Raw genomic sequence first — 18137 nt, forward strand, 5'->3', positions numbered from 1 at the left:
TCTAATTCCTCAATTAAAAATGTTTTAGACTTAGTTTCTAACTCCTAAATTTACTATTAACCTGCTTGTGCTAATTGTTGTTGATTGAGGTAATAATAATGACCTTTTAGGGCAATTAATTCGTCATGCGAGCCGCTTTCTACTAACACGCCCTTATCCATTACCATAATTAAGTCTGCGTTACGCACTGTAGATAAACGGTGAGCGATAATTACACTTGTTCTGCCTTTGAGAATTGTCCTCAGATTGTTTTGAATTATACGCTCAGATTCCGTATCCAGGTGACTGGTAGCTTCATCAAATAACAATAAGCGGGGGTTACCCAGTAATGCACGGGCAATTGCCAGACGTTGGCGTTGCCCCCCCGAAAGTAGCCCACCTCCTTCACCGATATGGGTTTCATAACCTAATGGCAAGAGTCGAATAAATTCATCTGCTCCTGCTAATTGTGCGGCTTGAATAACCTCATCAAGAGTCGCTTCTGGGTGAGCGATGGCAATATTTTCGCGGATAGTTCCACCAAACAAAAAGGTGTCTTGGTCTACTACACCCACTTGAGAACGCAGCGACTGTAAAGCAATACCGTTAATGTCCTGATTATCAATGAGTACTTTTCCGTCTGTCGGTGGATATAAACCTAAAATCAGTTTGGAAAGAGTTGTTTTACCCGAACCACTACGCCCTACCAAGGCTACCATTTGATCGGGCTTAATCTCAAAACTTATATTCTCTAGTATATTAGCTTTACTTTCGGCATGATAGCGAAAGGTAACATTATCAAATCTAATGTGACCGTTAAGTCTATCCAAAGACTTCCGAGGTTTATTTTGTAAGTCTTCTTCAGGTTCTGCTTCTAGAACATCATTAAGTCGTTCTGTAGAAATAATAATCTCCTGAAATTGATTCCACAATTGGGAAAATCTTTGAAAAGGACCCAACACCTTACCTACTAACATATTAAATGCGACCAATTGACCAACAGTAAGTTCCCCTTGAATAACCTGCCATGCTCCAAACCACATTAGTCCGGTGCTTGTAAAGGTTTGAATGGCGCTACTAAGCATGTTGAGACGAATCCCAATTACCTTAGCATTGAAAGACTTTTTGACCCGATTGTTTAATAACTCTTCCCATCGCCATCTTACTGTCTGTTCAATTGCAAGCGATCGCACAGTGCGAATTCCCGTTAATGACTCGATAATGTAACTACTTTCTTCAGCACCTGCATTAAAAATTTCTCTGGAAATACGCCGTAGAATACCCGTACTCGCTAAAGCCAAAATGAAAAATGGCGGCACGGTAATCAGTACAAACAACGCCATTTTCCAACTATAGGAAAACATCAGGGTGAGATAAACAACCAACGTCAGCATATCCAGCACAATTGACAGGGTTTGTCCTGTCAGAAAACTTTGAATTTTCTGGTTTTCTTTGATACGCGAGATAATATCCCCTACATAACGGGATTCAAAGTAGGAAAGAGGTAATCGGAAAGTATGTTTGATAAAGCCTACTAACAGGGAGACGCTAATACGGTTAGCGGTGTGGGTGAGAAGATAAGATCGCACCCCGTTCATGGCAATGCTGAACAAACCAAAAACAATCATCCCAACACCAACGGCATTCAGAGTCGGAATACTTCGCTGCACCAAGACTCTATCAAGCAACAACTGAGTGAAAATAGGCGTTACTAGTCCAAATAGCTGCATTATTACCGAAGCAATAAATACTTCTATCAAGACTTTATAGTGAGGTTTAACTAACTCAAAAAACTTCCATAAACCAACATCTTGATTTTCGGCATCCTTGAGTAAGGATGTTGCTTGCAGTAACAACGCGTAGCCACTCCAACCAGCATTGAATTCTTTGCGCGTCAGAGTGCATTGACCTCGGGCTGGATCGCCTACTATTACATGAGTGCTTGTAACTCGATAAACAACGATAAAGTGATTGCCTTCCCAATGAGCGATTGCAGGAAAAGATTGTTCGGCAAATTTTTCTAAGGTAGCTTTCACCGGACGAGTCGCGAAGCCAACACTTTCTGCTGCGGATGCTAGAGCGCGTAAAGATGCACCACTGCGTCCTGCATTTGTAATATCTCGCAAACGACTTACGCTAAAATGTTTACCCCAGTAACGACCAATCATTACCAAGCAAGCTGCACCACAATCGGAGGCACTCTGTTGTGCATAATAAGGGTACCGCTTTGTTAAGTGTCCCCACCAGTGACCTATTTTTACCTTTGGGCTGGGAAAATATATACGTGATGCTTTTTTCTTACTTGCTTTATTATTCGCTTCTGCTTGTTTATTTGCACCTGGAAAGGGAATTATTTTATTATTAGAGTGCAGAGGTTCTAATGAAGACCTTCTCCGAGGTGGCTGACGATCTAAAGCAATTTTATGGGAAATCTCACTTTCACCATTAATAAATTCTGCTAATTCAGGACAATGTTCTAGGGCTGTTTGTAAATTGGCTCGATCGAGAAAATAAGCAATGGTTGGTTGCTCTACTTTCAACTTATCTTGTTTGTTATAAGCATATATTTGACCTAGCCTTAAAGTATCGCCATCGGAATTTCGTATTTCACCTCGATGGAGCAGCCACAACAAACAATCTTTCGGAGCGGCTATTTTTTCAGATACCTGTAATGAATGCTTTTCAAAAAGCGATAAAGCCTCCATTAAACCCGGTACTTGGGAAGAATGGTGAGGAAAATTAGAATTTGTTAAACATAAAAGTATCAAATCCCAGTTTTCTGCTGTTATTAATAATTTTTGACGAATTATAGGATACTTGTCTATCAGATGCTGTAAAGTCTCTTGCTTGAGAAAACCAAGTTTTAAGTTATGAGATGCTCTAACAGCATAATGGATAAACTCTTGTTCTTCAAATAAAGTAGCTTCACCAAAAGAAGCTCCTCCTGATAGGGTTGTAATTAAGTTTTCAGAATAATCTAAAAGTCTAATCTTCCCCTCAAGAACTATATAAAGTCCTTTTGTAGCTTCTGTAAGTTGCCAAAACAGCTTTGCAGCAGGCACTTCTATAATTTCTGCTGCTTCTAAGCAACTTTGCAGTTCTTCGGTAGAGATATATTCACCTAAAACAGAGGTGATTTTTTCACTTATATTTGCTTGTAAAAACACTGCTTTACCTAAATTTATGCGTGGTTACAATAATTAAAAGATTCGTCTTTTTTATTAATTGGTTAAAAAATGTGTGCTGTGAAAATCTAGAGTAAATTAGTATTGGTATTTTGTTAGGCGATTTTAGATTGTTTTTAGCTGATATGTAAATACCCGTTTTACTCAAATTATTAACCTAAGCTTCAAAACTTCAAACATGAATACTTAATTTAGATACCATCCTATATAAGTACTGTCTGCTCAAATCGCATAATTCTTCATAAATAACTTTTAAATACAAAATGAGTATTTATTTGCGTTTGATATTCAAAAAATACATACCTGAATTTGTTTATGAAAGGGTTTTCATTCAATAAATATACTTACTGACTCTCTTAACTAACGCAGAGCGTTTTGTCGAAAAGTATCATCAAAGCAGACAAGTACTTTAAAATCCCAGTTCTCATGCATAAACGAAGCAAAGAGGTGATTTTGGCAATATTTTGAGTAAAACATAATACTGTTCAAACATCTTATTAGAACGAGTTAAAGATTTAGATAGTAGGTAAAAAATCTGATTAATTTTGACTCCGTATTGTAAAAAACAGACTATAAAATTAGATACTTTAATTTATTTGAAATTATCATCAAAGGTTAAATCTACTTTTTCAGCAGATATAAAAACAAACTGTATATTTACTGTTTTTTACTAATAACTATACGGAAAATTAATGATTGTTATTAGCAAGGTTGCTTAAAATCTAGATTCAGGAATGTTAGTAAATTTTATCTAGCCTTTTTCACTTACTCTTAGAAATTAATTAAAGTTAAGCTAAATTAAATTATTTAAACTATTTAGTTTTAATAAAACTAACAATAATAATGAGAGGCATTACCGGAACACATTTTTCATTATTGCACTAACTCGACACTAGTGGTTCTACTATCTACAAAGATTTATCTATATAAAATTATATTGAAGATAAATCTAATCCACAGCCATAATGATTGTTTAGACATGAATCTAATTGCTGTTCATATCTTCTTTAATAGTATATTTACTGATTTATTGTCAACGCTTTTTAGCAAGTAAATCAAAATCTTTACAGAATGTTCATAACAGAAAGGGTTATAGCTTTGAAAAGTGGATATCTAATTATTAGATTATTCTTCTTTTTAGCATATGAAAATTGGGCTGTTTAGAAGCGATCTGGGGGATATTAAAAGTTTCGAGTTGTATTGTATTACTTTTCAAACACCCTATAAGCTATTTCAAGCGTTATATATGAATCCTACTCACGAGATATAATTTGCTTTCCGTGGCAGGTTGATCGGTAGCTTCAAAATTGCTTGTCTATAAAAATATCAATATAAATACAAAAAAATTTACCATTACTTTCTTATGTACTTAGCTCAAAATTGCAATACATACAGTCAACTGCGGCATCTAACCATTGTTGAAACATATTATTAAGAATATCTTGGTATCGTTCGGGAGTTAGTTCTGCTGGTATATAGTCATCAACCATAAACAGATGATAGCCATTGTCAGTTTTGATTGGGCCGACTAACTGTTTTGGAGAAGTACTAAACACCAAAGGTGCTATTTCTGGTGTAACAGCCCACCGGTAAACTTTCCCTTCGTACCCACATTTATATCGACGATTCTCATTGATATCATGAAGGCGAGCTGCTTCGTAAAAACTAATCTCACTTTCTTCAATCTGATAGTACAATTCCTGAGCCAATTTTTCATTGTTTACAACAAATTGATACAAAATGACTTGTTCAAACTCGGAACGGTTTTGAATAAAAAATTCTTCTACTTCTTCACCGAATAGTAGCAAAGCTAGCTTTTGTTTGAGCAAACGATAGCGAATTCCGACTTCCCAGTCTAAAGGAGCTAACATTTGTTGCTCTAGCCATCTAATTGTGTCGCTAGCTTTTTCTAGACGCTTTTCTCTACGCTGACGGTTTGCTTCAATCTCAATTTCTTCTGTTGTAATATCTATACATTTTTGTTGTGCTGTTTTTTCAATTATTCTTTGATATAAAATTTTGGTACATATTTCTTTTAATTTTATATCTCTCTTGAGAAAGTTAATAATTTCGTTCGGCTCCATAGCTATTTTTAACTGATGATTCATGGGTTGATTATGGAATAAACGTTATTGTATAGGTTAATTATGTTTATAATCCCTTCAGTTTATAACTAAATTAATTTACGTAATAATTTATTCGGGATGATACAATTTTAGTGAACAATTATAATATTTACGTAATATTACCCTGGCATTTAGAGACTGTAAATAATAATAAAATCGCTTTTATTACAAATACGATTCTTAAAAAATAATAGACTAACTGGCAATAGCTGGATATTCTGTATGAAATGCTTCATTTTAGGTTTTTTTGTATATAGCACTAAATTGATTACTGTTATAAATACCTTCTCTCAAGTTTGTATCTCAAAAATAAAAAATATCAATTGTAGAAAATACGGAAAAGTTTATTAATGCATAGGGTATTAAAGAACTAAGAATCAATCAAATATGTAAATAACACATAAAAAAATGGAAGCCAACAATTTATATTGGCTTCCAGCAATTGAGAGTTTTAGTTATGTGTACATTTGAAGAAAAATAATCTATCCAAATTATTGGAATTACTTACGATTTATAGCTTCCATTGACTATATACATATAAATATATCAGCAATAAAAGTTTTTATCGTGACTTATTCATTTTTCATCCTGGCTAAAAGGTTGTAAATCTTGTTAGCTCTTATTAAAGGAAATACTATAATAGCTTTTATGTTTTTGGGAGAAGTAAAAGCTTAAATAAATTACATTGGTGGAATTCACCATTTTAATTTATTAGTTTAACCTTTATTGAAAAAAGAACCACCATTAGTAACGATAAAATAACTGTTTAGCCAATAAATTACATGCCCCATTATAAGATTGCCTGCTCAATCAAATTTATTAATTTCATCAGTAGCTAAACATTATCTTTTACCTCACAGATAAACTTTTTATTCAATCTTTTTTATTGCTGCTATTTATAATTTAATGTATGGAAGATAAATAAGTATGCCATACTGGCATATTTATTTAAAATAATTGTGAATATATATCAAATTTAATCATAGTTTAATAATTATATTGCTTACGGAAAAAGCTATATAGAAATAAGCTGATTAAGCCCTCATGATAAGTCTAATAGGAATGGCCGCAACTGGCACATTTTGCTTGTAGGGGAGGCAAAAAGGGGTGTAGATTTTCTTCCCCCTTTATTGCCGTTGCTAGTACACTGATTGATTCTGAACGCAATAATAAGGTTTTCCTGTCACGCACCAACCCAAGCCTTATGACAATTGCGTAAGTCCTGTCTAAGTGTCGCAAATCTATGTTTATCTAGATAAATTATTATCAGATAAAAAATATTAATAGCATACAATTCATAGATTTGTATTCACAGATAAAATTTATACAACTATAATCTTCAGCAGAAATAATAATATTTTGCAAATCAATTGAAACAGTCAACTGATGAATATTTGAACTTAAACATGTGAGTGGAATTTCCCACCTTCATACGGTGGAAGAATTACGTTGGGGTTTAATCTCCATTGGAATTTCAACCTTCTTCCTTCTTCCCTCTTCCTTCGCTGTAATTGCAATATTACGCTAGTTGATTAATATCCTTATAGACAGCTTAAAATAAATTTTTTCTTCATATCTTGATATTCCGGATTTAAATTTAAAAAAATAGATGCTATAATATAGAACCTACAAAAAATAAAAACAAACCACAAACAAAAACAAACTCTAAAGAGTTTATATGATCAAATGCATTACACTCGAACTATTTTAGTGAGTAATAATTAAAACCTGTCATACAAATGTATATAATGATGACAGGTTATTAACAATAGTTGAGAATAGCGAGCGCCTTTTCTCAAGATGACTTAATTTTTAATTGAACTTGTAAAAATTCAGTGGAAGACCTTGATTTTCTTCCTGCTTAAAATCGGGCTTCATTGATTGATATTCGCGGACTTGGATTTCTAACCATTTGTCAACATTAGCCCCGCCACGAATTTCTGTTTTTTGTTTGCCAACAACCTCTAGATAAGCCAAGTCTTTAATTTTATTTAGACAACTTGGTGACATATTGCGATCTTTTCTTTGCCTTGAACCCTGCTTGGCTATTTTTATATTTTCATTTTGCTGTGGCTTTGATTTTTTTGGAGAATGTTCTTTAATTAACCTGTTGTAAGTGCGGTAGGGAATGTAATGTAGAGGGTTGTAGCCAGCAAAGCGAAGCATTAAAACACAAGCCCAAGAATACTTGCCTGCTAGAATTGCTTCAACGACTTGGTCGAATTGTTCTGAATGTATTGTCTTATCTAAACTACTACTAATACCTATTGGCTCTTGATTCATGGTGTTGTTTATCTAGAATAAATTCGCGAAAGCCTCTATACGTCTATTTGTGTGAGAAAATTGGAAACAGTTTTACATTTTTTAAAGAAGCATCCGAACAATTAGGTAGTTATTTTCAATTAATACACCAACTGTATTATTTATTTTGAATAAAACAGTTTGATTGTCTCTTTTCATCTAAGTAATTACCTTACCCTCGACCATCGCAATTTCACTGTAAAAGCCTCAGCTAATTTTTCTTCCCTAAATTGCGTATCCTCATAGGTAGAAGCTACTTTTTCATGCATCAACTGACAAACTCGATCGGTTAAAAGTGTAAGCGGTATTTTAACTTTGTTTACTTGGTTGAAAATCGTTAGAAGCCAGGAAAATGACCAACTGATTGGTAATACAGCTGTGTTATCGTAGAAAGCTTTTTTAACCCCATATCGGCTTTGTTCTACCAAAAATTCCGGCTCTATAAGATTTGGGACTTTTACCAAGCACAATTGTGTTTTTGTGAAAAGGCAAGTAATTTGTCTAATTTCTTTTGCTTTTCTTTTCATCACAGAAATTATCTCAAAATTCATGCTAACCGATAAGACTGAAGAAGAAACTACTTCCAAAGACTTATTTAATAATGCCCGCAACAATACACCTAAGAATCTTAGATTTGAAGGGGCTATCTTAAGTGTGAATAAGCTATTAGCATTAATTTTGTTTAGCGCGTTTAGAAAAACTAAGGTGATGAAATTAACCCCGGATATTTTTAACTTCTGGGAAAATAAACCTTTGTTGGGATGCAAACTATGCTCGTTCATCCCTGAAATACCTGTTGCCCATAGATTTTCGACTGCATTTAACCTGACGATCCTTTCCATTAATTAAACCTTTGACCAAAAACCTAACTTTCCTACTTGAGGGAAGAATAGTTTCGGCTGCCAAAATATAAAAATTACGGTGACAGTAAGTTGGTAAGAGTACTAATATCCTTAATAAATCTACCCAAGGTCATTTGATATGACAGGTAAAAAAGATTGACCTTTAGTACTCGGTAGAAGCAATTTATATAAACGTTTAATTCCCCAAACTCCTAACTCAATCACTTTGCCCTGATAACATTTCGTATAAATAGAAACTATCTAATTTTAGGAGTATTTATGTGAAATTTCTTATTTTTAGTATAGCAAATAAAAGTTCTTCATCTTTAATCGTTGATAACAACATTAGTACTTATACTATTTTTTGTCTTAAATGTCATCTGTCGAATAAAATGCTTTCTTGCATTAAATCTACTTAATATAATTATACGAATACTTAAGTATTGTGCAACTTTAAGTTTTGTCCTTTAATTGTCATTTTGTGAGGGGTAAGACCCCCTACCAATAAATTTTTATTGCAATAAAATTTATTTTTAGTTTCAATTTGTTTTCATATAAGACCTTTGAGAATTGGCGAATATACATAGCATTTTAAGCCTTAACGACTATTTATTTAAGTAAAATATTTTTAAAGCTATCTCTAAATTATTGTATTAGTAATAATTGGTTAAAACCCTTAATATGTAAAGGCTTTACTCAAATAAATTATGGAAAAAGTTTTTTTAAGTTATAGTAAAGTTAATTTTATTTGATGCTAATTTTATTGAAAAAATAGTTGCATTGAATACAGTTTATCTGTATTTTAATTAACTTGAATGTAAAAATATATGCAAGCAAATAAAACACTCGCTACCAAGATCTAATTAGAGAAGTATATAGACTTTATTTTTATTGAGTTTAATTTATATAGTGAATAAACAAAAATAATTTTTATAGCTGGCATACTCGCAAAAATATTTGCGAATTATTTGCAGTTGCTGTTAAAACCCAATGATGGATATAAGTGAGATTGCATATCTAATTGTTATTGTATTAAGTTTGAATAAATCATACTTCTTACCATTAATTCTTCATGAGTACCTTGGTCTGCTAAAAGACCTCGGTCAAGAACCACAATAGTATCGGCATTTTTGATACTACTGGGATTTTGGGTAAATATAAAAGTAGTGCGAAGCCCTTCGGAAGTATTAATCAAAGCACGATTAAGATGAGCTAAATTTTGTCGAAACTGATACTCTAAAGCTGCATCGACACAGTTATTAGCTTCATCAAAAATTAAAATACGTGGATTTTTGACTAAGCCTCTAGCAATAGCGATTTTTTGCACTTGTAACCTCGGGAGTATGTTTTCTCCTTCTCCTACAATGGTGCTATAGCCTAAAGGTAGGGATTCGATAAAAGCGTGCGCTCCTGCAATTTTTGCCGCAACTTGAGCCTGTTCGAGAGAAAATTCTCGATTGTATAAAGTGATATTTTCTAAGATACTTCCCGAAAACAGGAATAATTCCGGCGGTATCACTGCTAATTGACGATTTAGAGAATAAGAAGAAACTCTGTGAATGTCATGTCCATCAATCAGAATGCGCCCTTTATCCGGATGGTACAAGCCACTAAGCAATTTAATAATCGTACTTTTCGTCGAAGCATTACCTCCGACGATACCGATAGTTTGTCCCGCTTTAACGCGAAAAGAAATATTTTGTAAAATATTCTTTGCTTGTGATAATGGTTTGTTTGTAGCTAATTCGGTAAAACTGACATTTTCAAAATACACTTCGCCGCGAATAGCAGGTAGCCCGGTTAAAGCTTTTTGTTCCTTGTCTGCTCGCTCAGTAGCTAAAACATCATCGAGCTTTTCAATAGAGGTGACTGTTTCAGAAAATTCATCCCGTAGGTTTACTAACGCCAATATTGGGTTTACCGCATTACCAACAAGCATGTTGAAAGCAATAAATTCACCTATCGAGATTTGAGAATTTATCGTCATTTTGATGCCCCAATACAATACGGCGGTATTGCCGAGGTGATGAATCAAACTACTTACAAACTGTAGACAATTGGTTAAGTTTCGACCTTGTTGGCGCGTTTTTATCATCCTAGTGAAATATTCTTCCCAGCGCCTTAACAAAGAATTTTCGGCATTTTCAGTTTTGATTGTAGTTATGCCGGTTATCATTTCTACCATCGCGGAGTTTTGTACTTTAAAATCAAAAGAATATTGATGCTCGATTTTTTTGATAAATAAGCCCAAAAATACCAAGAGAAAGATGGTTGCTAGAATAAAACTCATCACAATCAAAGTAAGTTGCCAACTGTAATAAGCCATTAGCCCAAAGTAAGCAACCGTCATCAACCCATCCAAAATTGTAGTTATAGCTTTACGGGTTAAAAAGCGATGAATTTTCGGATTTTCTTGAATTTGGCACAGAATATCCCCTACTCTACGGGATGCAAAGAAAGATAATGGTAATTCCAAGGTACGAGCAATAAAATCGCCGGTTAAAGTTCGATCTAAGCGATTGGACAAATAGTCTAGGAAGTACTGACGCACTGCGGTTAAAGCAATACTTCCAAACCCAAATACAATAAAACCGAAAGCAAAAATATTGATCGAATCTAAGCCAGAGCCAGCGATAAACGCATCTATTACAGTTTGAGCTAGTATTGCCGGAACTATGCCGAAAAATGGCAATAATATTGACAAAATTACAATTTTTGCCAGCAGAAGAAGATTATCTCTGAAAAAGCAATAAAATCTTTTAAAACTAATAGGTTCATTCTTCTTTTTGTAAAAAATCTTTGTTGGAGACAAAAGTACGGCATATCCCGTAAAACTGGCTTCAAATTCCTTACAGGAAATCCATTTTTTACCTATAGCTGGATCTGAAATTAATACAGATTTTTCTTTAATTTGCCATACAACTATATAGTGATTTCCCTGGTAATGAGCTATCCAAGGTGATGTTTGCGACTTTAATTGATTTAACGAACCTCTTACTGCTAAAGCCTGATATCCTAAGTATTCAGCAGCATTAGCTAAATCGTTCAACTCTGCACCCATATAATCGATGTGTGCAATAGAACGCAGACTATTTATACTAAAACGTTTACCCCAGTATTTATTAATCATTGCCAAACTTGCCGCACCGCAATCTGACGAATTTTGTTGTTGAATGAAAGGGTAAATTTTAAACCAGCTTCGCGGAGGATGTTGATTTCCCAATGCAAAAATGCCATCGCTGGACTCGGGGACTTCCGGTTGGGGGTTTTTCGATTCAATCTCGTCATTTTTCTGAATATCTGAACCGTTATCAGCGCTTTTGAAATCCGGTACAATCGTCTTAACTAAATCAAAATATTGTTTGGGTAGATAAAAAAGCAATAGATTAGTTCGAGATACAAAATCCGATTGAATTGTATGGGGATGTTCCCAGCTTTCTCCTACTTTCGGTGGGCGATTTTTTCCCGAAATGCTGTCAATTTCTCCACTAGCAAGCCAAAAATAACCTTCAGAGAAGGATTTAGCCATCAAACTACAGCCTGCATCAATTTTAGTGCTGACAAAATAAGGAAGTATTTTTTGTAAATTAACAGTATTTTGCGAGCGAAATTCTGTAAGAGTTTTGAAAAAAATCAACTTCTGAAGTGATTGACTTTCTTGTGAAAAATAATCCGATAAAGCAGGGTAACGCCGCAACCAAACATCAAGTTCCCTTACAGAAATTTCAAAAAGCATCCCAGGAGTAGATGCGATAGCTTTATACTCTTGATACTGACTGCAAAATATATTATCCCCTCCAAAAATTTGGTTTGGATGAAGCAGTTGAATTGATACTTCCTTTGCCAAGGATGCATCCAAGGCTAGCAAGCGGATTTGACCTTGATAAAGTAAGTAAACAACACCACCCTCAACAGTTGAATCACCAAAGCAATTGTACTGAGTTAGTTCATCACCTAATTCAAACTCACGGGCTATCCAAGCTTCTTGAAACTCAGATGGGCAGTCAGTATCTCCAATAACTCGCTTCCAAAGCTGGTAAATAGCTTCGGAAACAACGGTTGAGGGAGTATTTTTTGTATCATTATCCGATTTCTGAACTCCCAATCTTGGGTGCAAGTCCATCTTTTAATCTCTAAATAAAGTAATTTTATTAACAATAGTCAAATTTTGAAGAAGTAGTTTAAAAGAGCTTCAAAAAGCCTCAATAATGTTTTATACTAATGCTAACCACTGAATTTGCTCTCTACACCCGTATTAATAAATACTAATTATTTACTTGTTTTATCTTTATCAATTCTTAGTGGCTTTTCGTACATTGCAAGTTTGAAATAAAACATTTCTTTAGCCAAACGCAATTTACTATCCTAGTAGAGCATTAATTACCATTAAATGCATTGTTATTAAATTTTTGCCCCTATCGTCAATAAACATCTTATACTTTATCGAAGTTTTACTTCTACTTTAATTAGTGTTCATTGTTTCAAGTAAATGATTATGTATTTTTAAGTACAACTTCTCATTAGTAGATAATTTATAATCAGATACTTTTAGCATCAAGTTTTTTGAGAAAAGCGCTGATATTATCCTTTTTTTTTATAATTTTTTTAAATAATTTGATTTCTGCTTGCGAAACTTGTTCATTGCGAACATATATTCAAGTGTTATTAGCTGTGATTATAATTAGAGCTAATAAGATTTGCATTTTAAAAATATAAATTTTATTTTTTTGACTTTAAAAAATAGCTTAAATATCAATAATTGGGATTGCCGAACTACCATTGAATAGGTCAAAGGTCACAATTCCTCTGTAAAAAAATGGGCAGGCTTCCCGTTCTGGATCTTCCAGACCCAGAACGGACGAGTCCCTATGTTTTAAAACGAGGGCTTTTTTAAAAGCCTGCCCATTTTTTTAGGAGTATGTCGGTAATCAGTGATAGGTCAAAAATTGCTTCTACTTCAACTCATGACTTACGCCCTTCATAGCCTCTTACCTCTTGAGAATCTATCAAATTACTAAATAAATCGCCCAAATAGCCATCGCTCTAAGATAAACACAAGCGCGGAAATTTCTAGTAGCAGTAATAGCTTCAGGAGTCCGGAACTGTAAGCCGTGTTCGTAAATTTGATTTACTACAGCCTCTGTTAGCTTGAATGCTTCCGATTTCATTCCCATTTGCACTAGAAAAGCAGCGATTCCAAAGTTAATTCCCGTCCACACTTCCAACGGATGAGTTGCATCGGGATTTTCGGGAGAACCATCAAGACGCAAACCATTCGCAGCACCCAGTTTGCCTTGATTAAATTTGAGAAAACAAGCATCGTAAACCGAATTTAAAGCCGACATAGTGCATTCTGGAGGTACAATATCCGGTAGCTTTAATAACCGAGCGTAGAATTGTCCGCATAATTGATCTGCCATAACCACATCAGAACCGCTTTCACTATCGAGACGATAGAATTTACCGTTCCATAGTTTTTCTTGGTAAACGGGACGAGATTTTTCTAGCCAACCTTCGTAAATAGATTTTTGCGCCGCTAAGTTTTCGACTTGCACTTGCTTGCTTGATAAAACTTCAGCGATGGCGATCGCTGCTTCTAGGGCTGCCAACCATAGTCCGCCACAATAAGCACTTACACCCAGCAACCGCCAGTCATCAAAAGTTTGATCGGGGGCACCGGAATTTTCTGGAATACCGTCGCCATCTTTATCAAATGCTTTGAGGTAGTTTAAAGTTTCAACAATGGCATTCCAACAATCTGCAAGAAATTCAATATCATTACTACCTGTAAAAATAAAATCTCGATAAACTTGTAGCACAAAATCACAACCCAAATCTTTCCATTGGTTGCAATCTTGATAGCTGGTGTAATTAGTTTTTTCCCAAACGTGTTCGTTGGGCGCGCCTAAGTCGTGAGGGGTTGCACCGGCAGCTTTACGTACAGCTAAAGGACTTTCTGCTCCAATAGTATAGTAGTAACCAATGACACGAGTTTTTTCATCACTCTCGGGAATTGCTCTTGCAAAGGCGCGCATTACTGCTTTTTCTAATTCAGGAAACAAATTTAGCAAGCCGAAGGAACCATAAAGCCTCACGTCCAAACTTTCGTACCAGCGATAGTCCAAACATTCAAGTACTGCAAATTGACCTATAGGATCTCGTTTTGAAGCCGCGCTCCATAAAGTACCACCAGCCGTGAGATCGTAAAGTTCGTTAAACAAAGCCATTTTGAACCAGTCAGGCAAATCTGGACGCTCAACAATTGGTTGTTGCCAAGCTTGAACTTGGCTTAGCCAATTTTGATACTCTTCTAGAGCAGTGGTGGCAATATTCCAAGCATTCTTACCATTATCGCCAAAAAAATCCGTATATCTGCGCTTATATGTAACACCAGATACAAACTCAGTGATAGGAAAATCCCAAGCAACAGCAAAAGGTATCTGTAAACTTTCTCCTGGTTGAAGAGTAAAACGTACCGCAATCGCTGCCCCAACTTGCTCGTTTGAAATTGCGGGGGTTTCATCGGAAATATTAGCTAAAGAACCGGTTTTAGCAAAACTTCGCCAAATATCTTCACCAGTACTAGTTGGATTCCATCTATTATGATGAAATATTTCAACTTTTGGATGTTTAGCAGTTGCAATGCACCAGGAACCTTCCCCTTCTATAGGTTCTGCGGTACCTATTTTATCTAATACACAACCAATGTATTCAGAATTTGTAACTAACCGATTAAAATTACCTTTACTTTCACCTAAATTGGGTTGATAGTCATAAACAGGACTACCATCATCCCGCATTTCGACTTCAGGAGACTTGAGTGTATTGGTAAACCATCCCACCATATTTTGCCAAGTCAACATAATACTTAAAGTAACTGGCTCTGAAGTTGGATTGCTAGCATTCCACAGAAATATTGCTACCGGATAGCTAGATTCTTGGTAATTGTCAGCCCAAATCGGCGAAAATTGCTCGCAACTTAACCTCGATTGAAACACATTTTCATATACAAACCAACTACGGGGATATAGCGCGTGATAAGTTCCACTAGAATCACCTTTGGATCGGGAAGGATACCATTCCCAAGCCGATAAAGTAGAATCATTACTTGGTTCTGTAGATAATGCATAAGCAACATTTCTATTGCTGCTACTTTCAAACAAGCTAAACTGACACGCAGGAATATTCCCAAAAGTATGTTCCCCGCCATCAATATGCCAAAGATTAAAATCTCCTCGTGAAGAACGACCGATACAACCAGCGCCAAAACCACCGAGGGGCATTCCCTGCCAAGGACCATCATCAATATTACTAGCTTTGCGAACCGTGTAGGGTTTATCCCAGCCTAAACCAATAGCACGATTCCAAGCACAAGCAGGAATTGCATTATAGGACGGATTTTCCATGTGTAATTTTTACAGCATTCAGTTACGACAATGAAGTATGACCTGATGTGCAATTTTTCTCAAGTCCTAGATCGTACAGTCGCAGTTAATTCGTATTAATTACAAAGAAGGAAGCAGGAAGAAGGAAATAATCAAATAGGAAACGTCTCAAACTGCTAATTATTCATCCACAATCTAAAATTTGGTGCGCCAAAGTTTGGAGGCAACAAACTAACTCTTAAGAGTATCTCCACAGGCAAATTTTATGCAAAATATAAAATCTCGTGCGCTCCAATCTCGAAATGCGTTAAAATTAAATACCATATATACAAAAGTAATCCAATCTATGCCTTATATATGTTCGGCAATTAAACTACTTGGGTGTAGTCCAGGTGACAAGCAGTAGATATTCATTATAAGCAAAAACTATTAATTCAATATAGTGTCGGTAAAGTAAATGTAGAGGCTTAAGGCTCGCGATATAGTATCTGTGCTATATCCTTAATATAGTAGTCAGTAAACTAGAAAATAAGCAAAAATTATACTTAGTCCTTACAAAGTTTTAACAACGGAGGGTTATAAAAGTGTATAAACACGTGCAGACCCCATTACTAGCAGTAAGTAAAAGCAAGAGAGAATCAAGGGAAGCATTTATCATAAATCGCATCTCTTCTCCATTAAACAGAACTTACTATTGCCATAGTCACTCCCAGCCTAGGTAGGATAAAGACTCTTGGCGTTGCTAAGTAATTAAATTATTTTTTATCCCATGATTAACTGTGGGACTATTAAAAAAATACAGGTTAATCTAGAGGAGAGAGTTAGCGTACTTTGCCTGCAATACGGCATGGCAAGGGGCAATACTCCCATCCCTCAAATCCCCGAATTGTCTCTAGGAAAGCATTGTCCTTACTCCATGCTGCGAATTATTAATCAGCAGGCAGACGTTATAGCAGAATTGCAACGTATCTGCGATCGCACCAATGACGAACAGGTGCTTCACAAAGAAGCAACGGTGCGGGAAGTACTCCAAGCGGTGAAGCGCCAAGGCGATAAAGCGGTATTACATTACACGGCCGAATTTGATCGTCAAATCCTTAATGCTGAAGAATTACGAGTAACCAAGTCGGAATTCGATGAAGCTTACAAAAATATTTCTAAGGATTTGTTAGAAGGAATTAAACTGGCTAGTTCAAAGATTGAAGCATTTCATCGACAGCGAGTTCCTAAAAGTTGGGTCAACTTCGGTGACGATGAAGTAGTTCTAGGTAAAAGATATACTCCTGTAGATACTGCGGGTTTATATGTACCGGGTGGTCGAGCTTCATATCCTAGCACCGTACTAATGAACGGGATTCCAGCAAAAGTAGCAGGAGTCCCGCGTCGAGTTATGGTTACGCCGCCAGGAAGTGAGAAGGGAATCAATCCGGCAGTATTAGTAGCTGCAAAAGAAGCCGGAATCGAAGAAATTTATCGTATTGGCGGAGCGCAAGCAATCGGCGCTTTAGCTTACGGAACTCAAACGATTCCCAAAGTTGATGTTATAACTGGACCTGGAAATGTTTACGTAACCTTAGCAAAAAAGTTAGTTTACGGAACTGTCGGCATTGACTCCCTAGCTGGACCAAGCGAAGTCTTAATTATTGCTGATGAAACAGCAAATCCCATACACATTGCCACAGATTTATTAGCTCAGGCAGAACACGATCCAATGGCAGCAGCTATACTATTGACTACCGATGCTGCTTTAGCCAAGGATGTAAAGGTAGCCTTAGAAAGACAATTAGTTGACCACCCGAAGCGATTAAATACGGAAAAAGCTATAGCTCATTACGGTTTGGTGGTAATCGTAGAATCCTTAGAAGTTGCCGCACAATTTTCTAACAAATTTGCTCCAGAACACTTAGAATTAGAAGTATCCGATCCTTGGGCATTATTACCTTTGATTCTTCATGCTGGAGCTATATTTTTAGGTCATTCTACCCCAGAAGCTGTAGGAGACTATTTAGCAGGTCCCAACCATACTTTACCTACTTCTGGTGCAGCTAGATATGCTTCAGCATTAGGAGTTGAAACTTTCTTAAAACACTCTAGTATTATTCAGTACTCGCAAACAGCACTAGATAAAGTTGCTGGCGCGATAGATATACTAGCGACTGCTGAAGGCTTACCATCTCACGCTGAATCGGTAAGACGGCGAATACGAACAGAAGGTTAAGGTATTAGTCTGTCTTACTAGTTTTAATGTGTTTTATGCAAGTCCACCTCTTGCTTTTTATTCTTCGCTCTTAAGCGAAAGCCCTATAAAACATTGCTTGA

7 protein-coding genes are annotated in these 18137 nt (G+C 35.7%); 1 reads left to right on the forward strand and 6 read right to left on the reverse strand.

What is annotated here, in order from left to right; genetic code table 11:
• Positions 1 to 56: 56 nt before the first annotated feature.
• The 6 genes from RIV7116_RS01865 to RIV7116_RS01890 all read right to left on the reverse strand — a co-directional run bounded on the left by RIV7116_RS01865 (position 57) and on the right by RIV7116_RS01890 (position 15839).
• On the reverse strand, positions 57 to 3146 hold the full coding sequence (locus RIV7116_RS01865; protein ID WP_015116565.1) for a peptidase domain-containing ABC transporter: 3090 nt from the start codon (positions 3144 to 3146) through the stop codon (positions 57 to 59).
• Positions 3147 to 4525: 1379 nt separating this feature from the next.
• On the reverse strand, positions 4526 to 5272 hold the full coding sequence (locus RIV7116_RS01870) for a peptidylprolyl isomerase (RefSeq protein WP_015116566.1): 747 nt from the start codon (positions 5270 to 5272) through the stop codon (positions 4526 to 4528).
• A 1830-nt stretch (positions 5273 to 7102) separates the two neighbouring features.
• Positions 7103 to 7573 (reverse strand): HetP family heterocyst commitment protein, encoded by a 471-nt coding sequence (locus tag RIV7116_RS01875; RefSeq protein ID WP_015116567.1) that lies wholly within the window; start codon positions 7571 to 7573, stop codon positions 7103 to 7105.
• Between the two features lie 185 nt (positions 7574 to 7758).
• On the reverse strand, positions 7759 to 8433 hold the full coding sequence (locus RIV7116_RS01880) for a hypothetical protein (RefSeq protein ID WP_015116568.1): 675 nt from the start codon (positions 8431 to 8433) through the stop codon (positions 7759 to 7761).
• Between the two features lie 1024 nt (positions 8434 to 9457).
• Positions 9458 to 12556 (reverse strand): peptidase domain-containing ABC transporter, encoded by a 3099-nt coding sequence (locus RIV7116_RS01885; RefSeq protein WP_015116569.1) that lies wholly within the window; start codon positions 12554 to 12556, stop codon positions 9458 to 9460.
• Between the two features lie 883 nt (positions 12557 to 13439).
• Positions 13440 to 15839, reverse strand: a complete 2400-nt coding sequence (locus RIV7116_RS01890) for a GH116 family glycosyl hydrolase (RefSeq protein ID WP_015116570.1) — start codon at positions 15837 to 15839, stop codon at positions 13440 to 13442.
• Positions 15840 to 16734: 895 nt separating this feature from the next.
• Here RIV7116_RS01890 and hisD point away from each other — a divergent pair.
• A complete protein-coding gene (hisD, locus tag RIV7116_RS01895) occupies positions 16735 to 18036 on the forward strand; it encodes a histidinol dehydrogenase (protein WP_044290713.1) in 1302 nt (433 codons plus the stop codon).
• Positions 18037 to 18137: the final 101 nt, after the last annotated feature.

The sequence above is a fragment of the Rivularia sp. PCC 7116 genome, from assembly GCF_000316665.1.
Lineage (GTDB): Bacteria > Cyanobacteriota > Cyanobacteriia > Cyanobacteriales > Nostocaceae > Rivularia.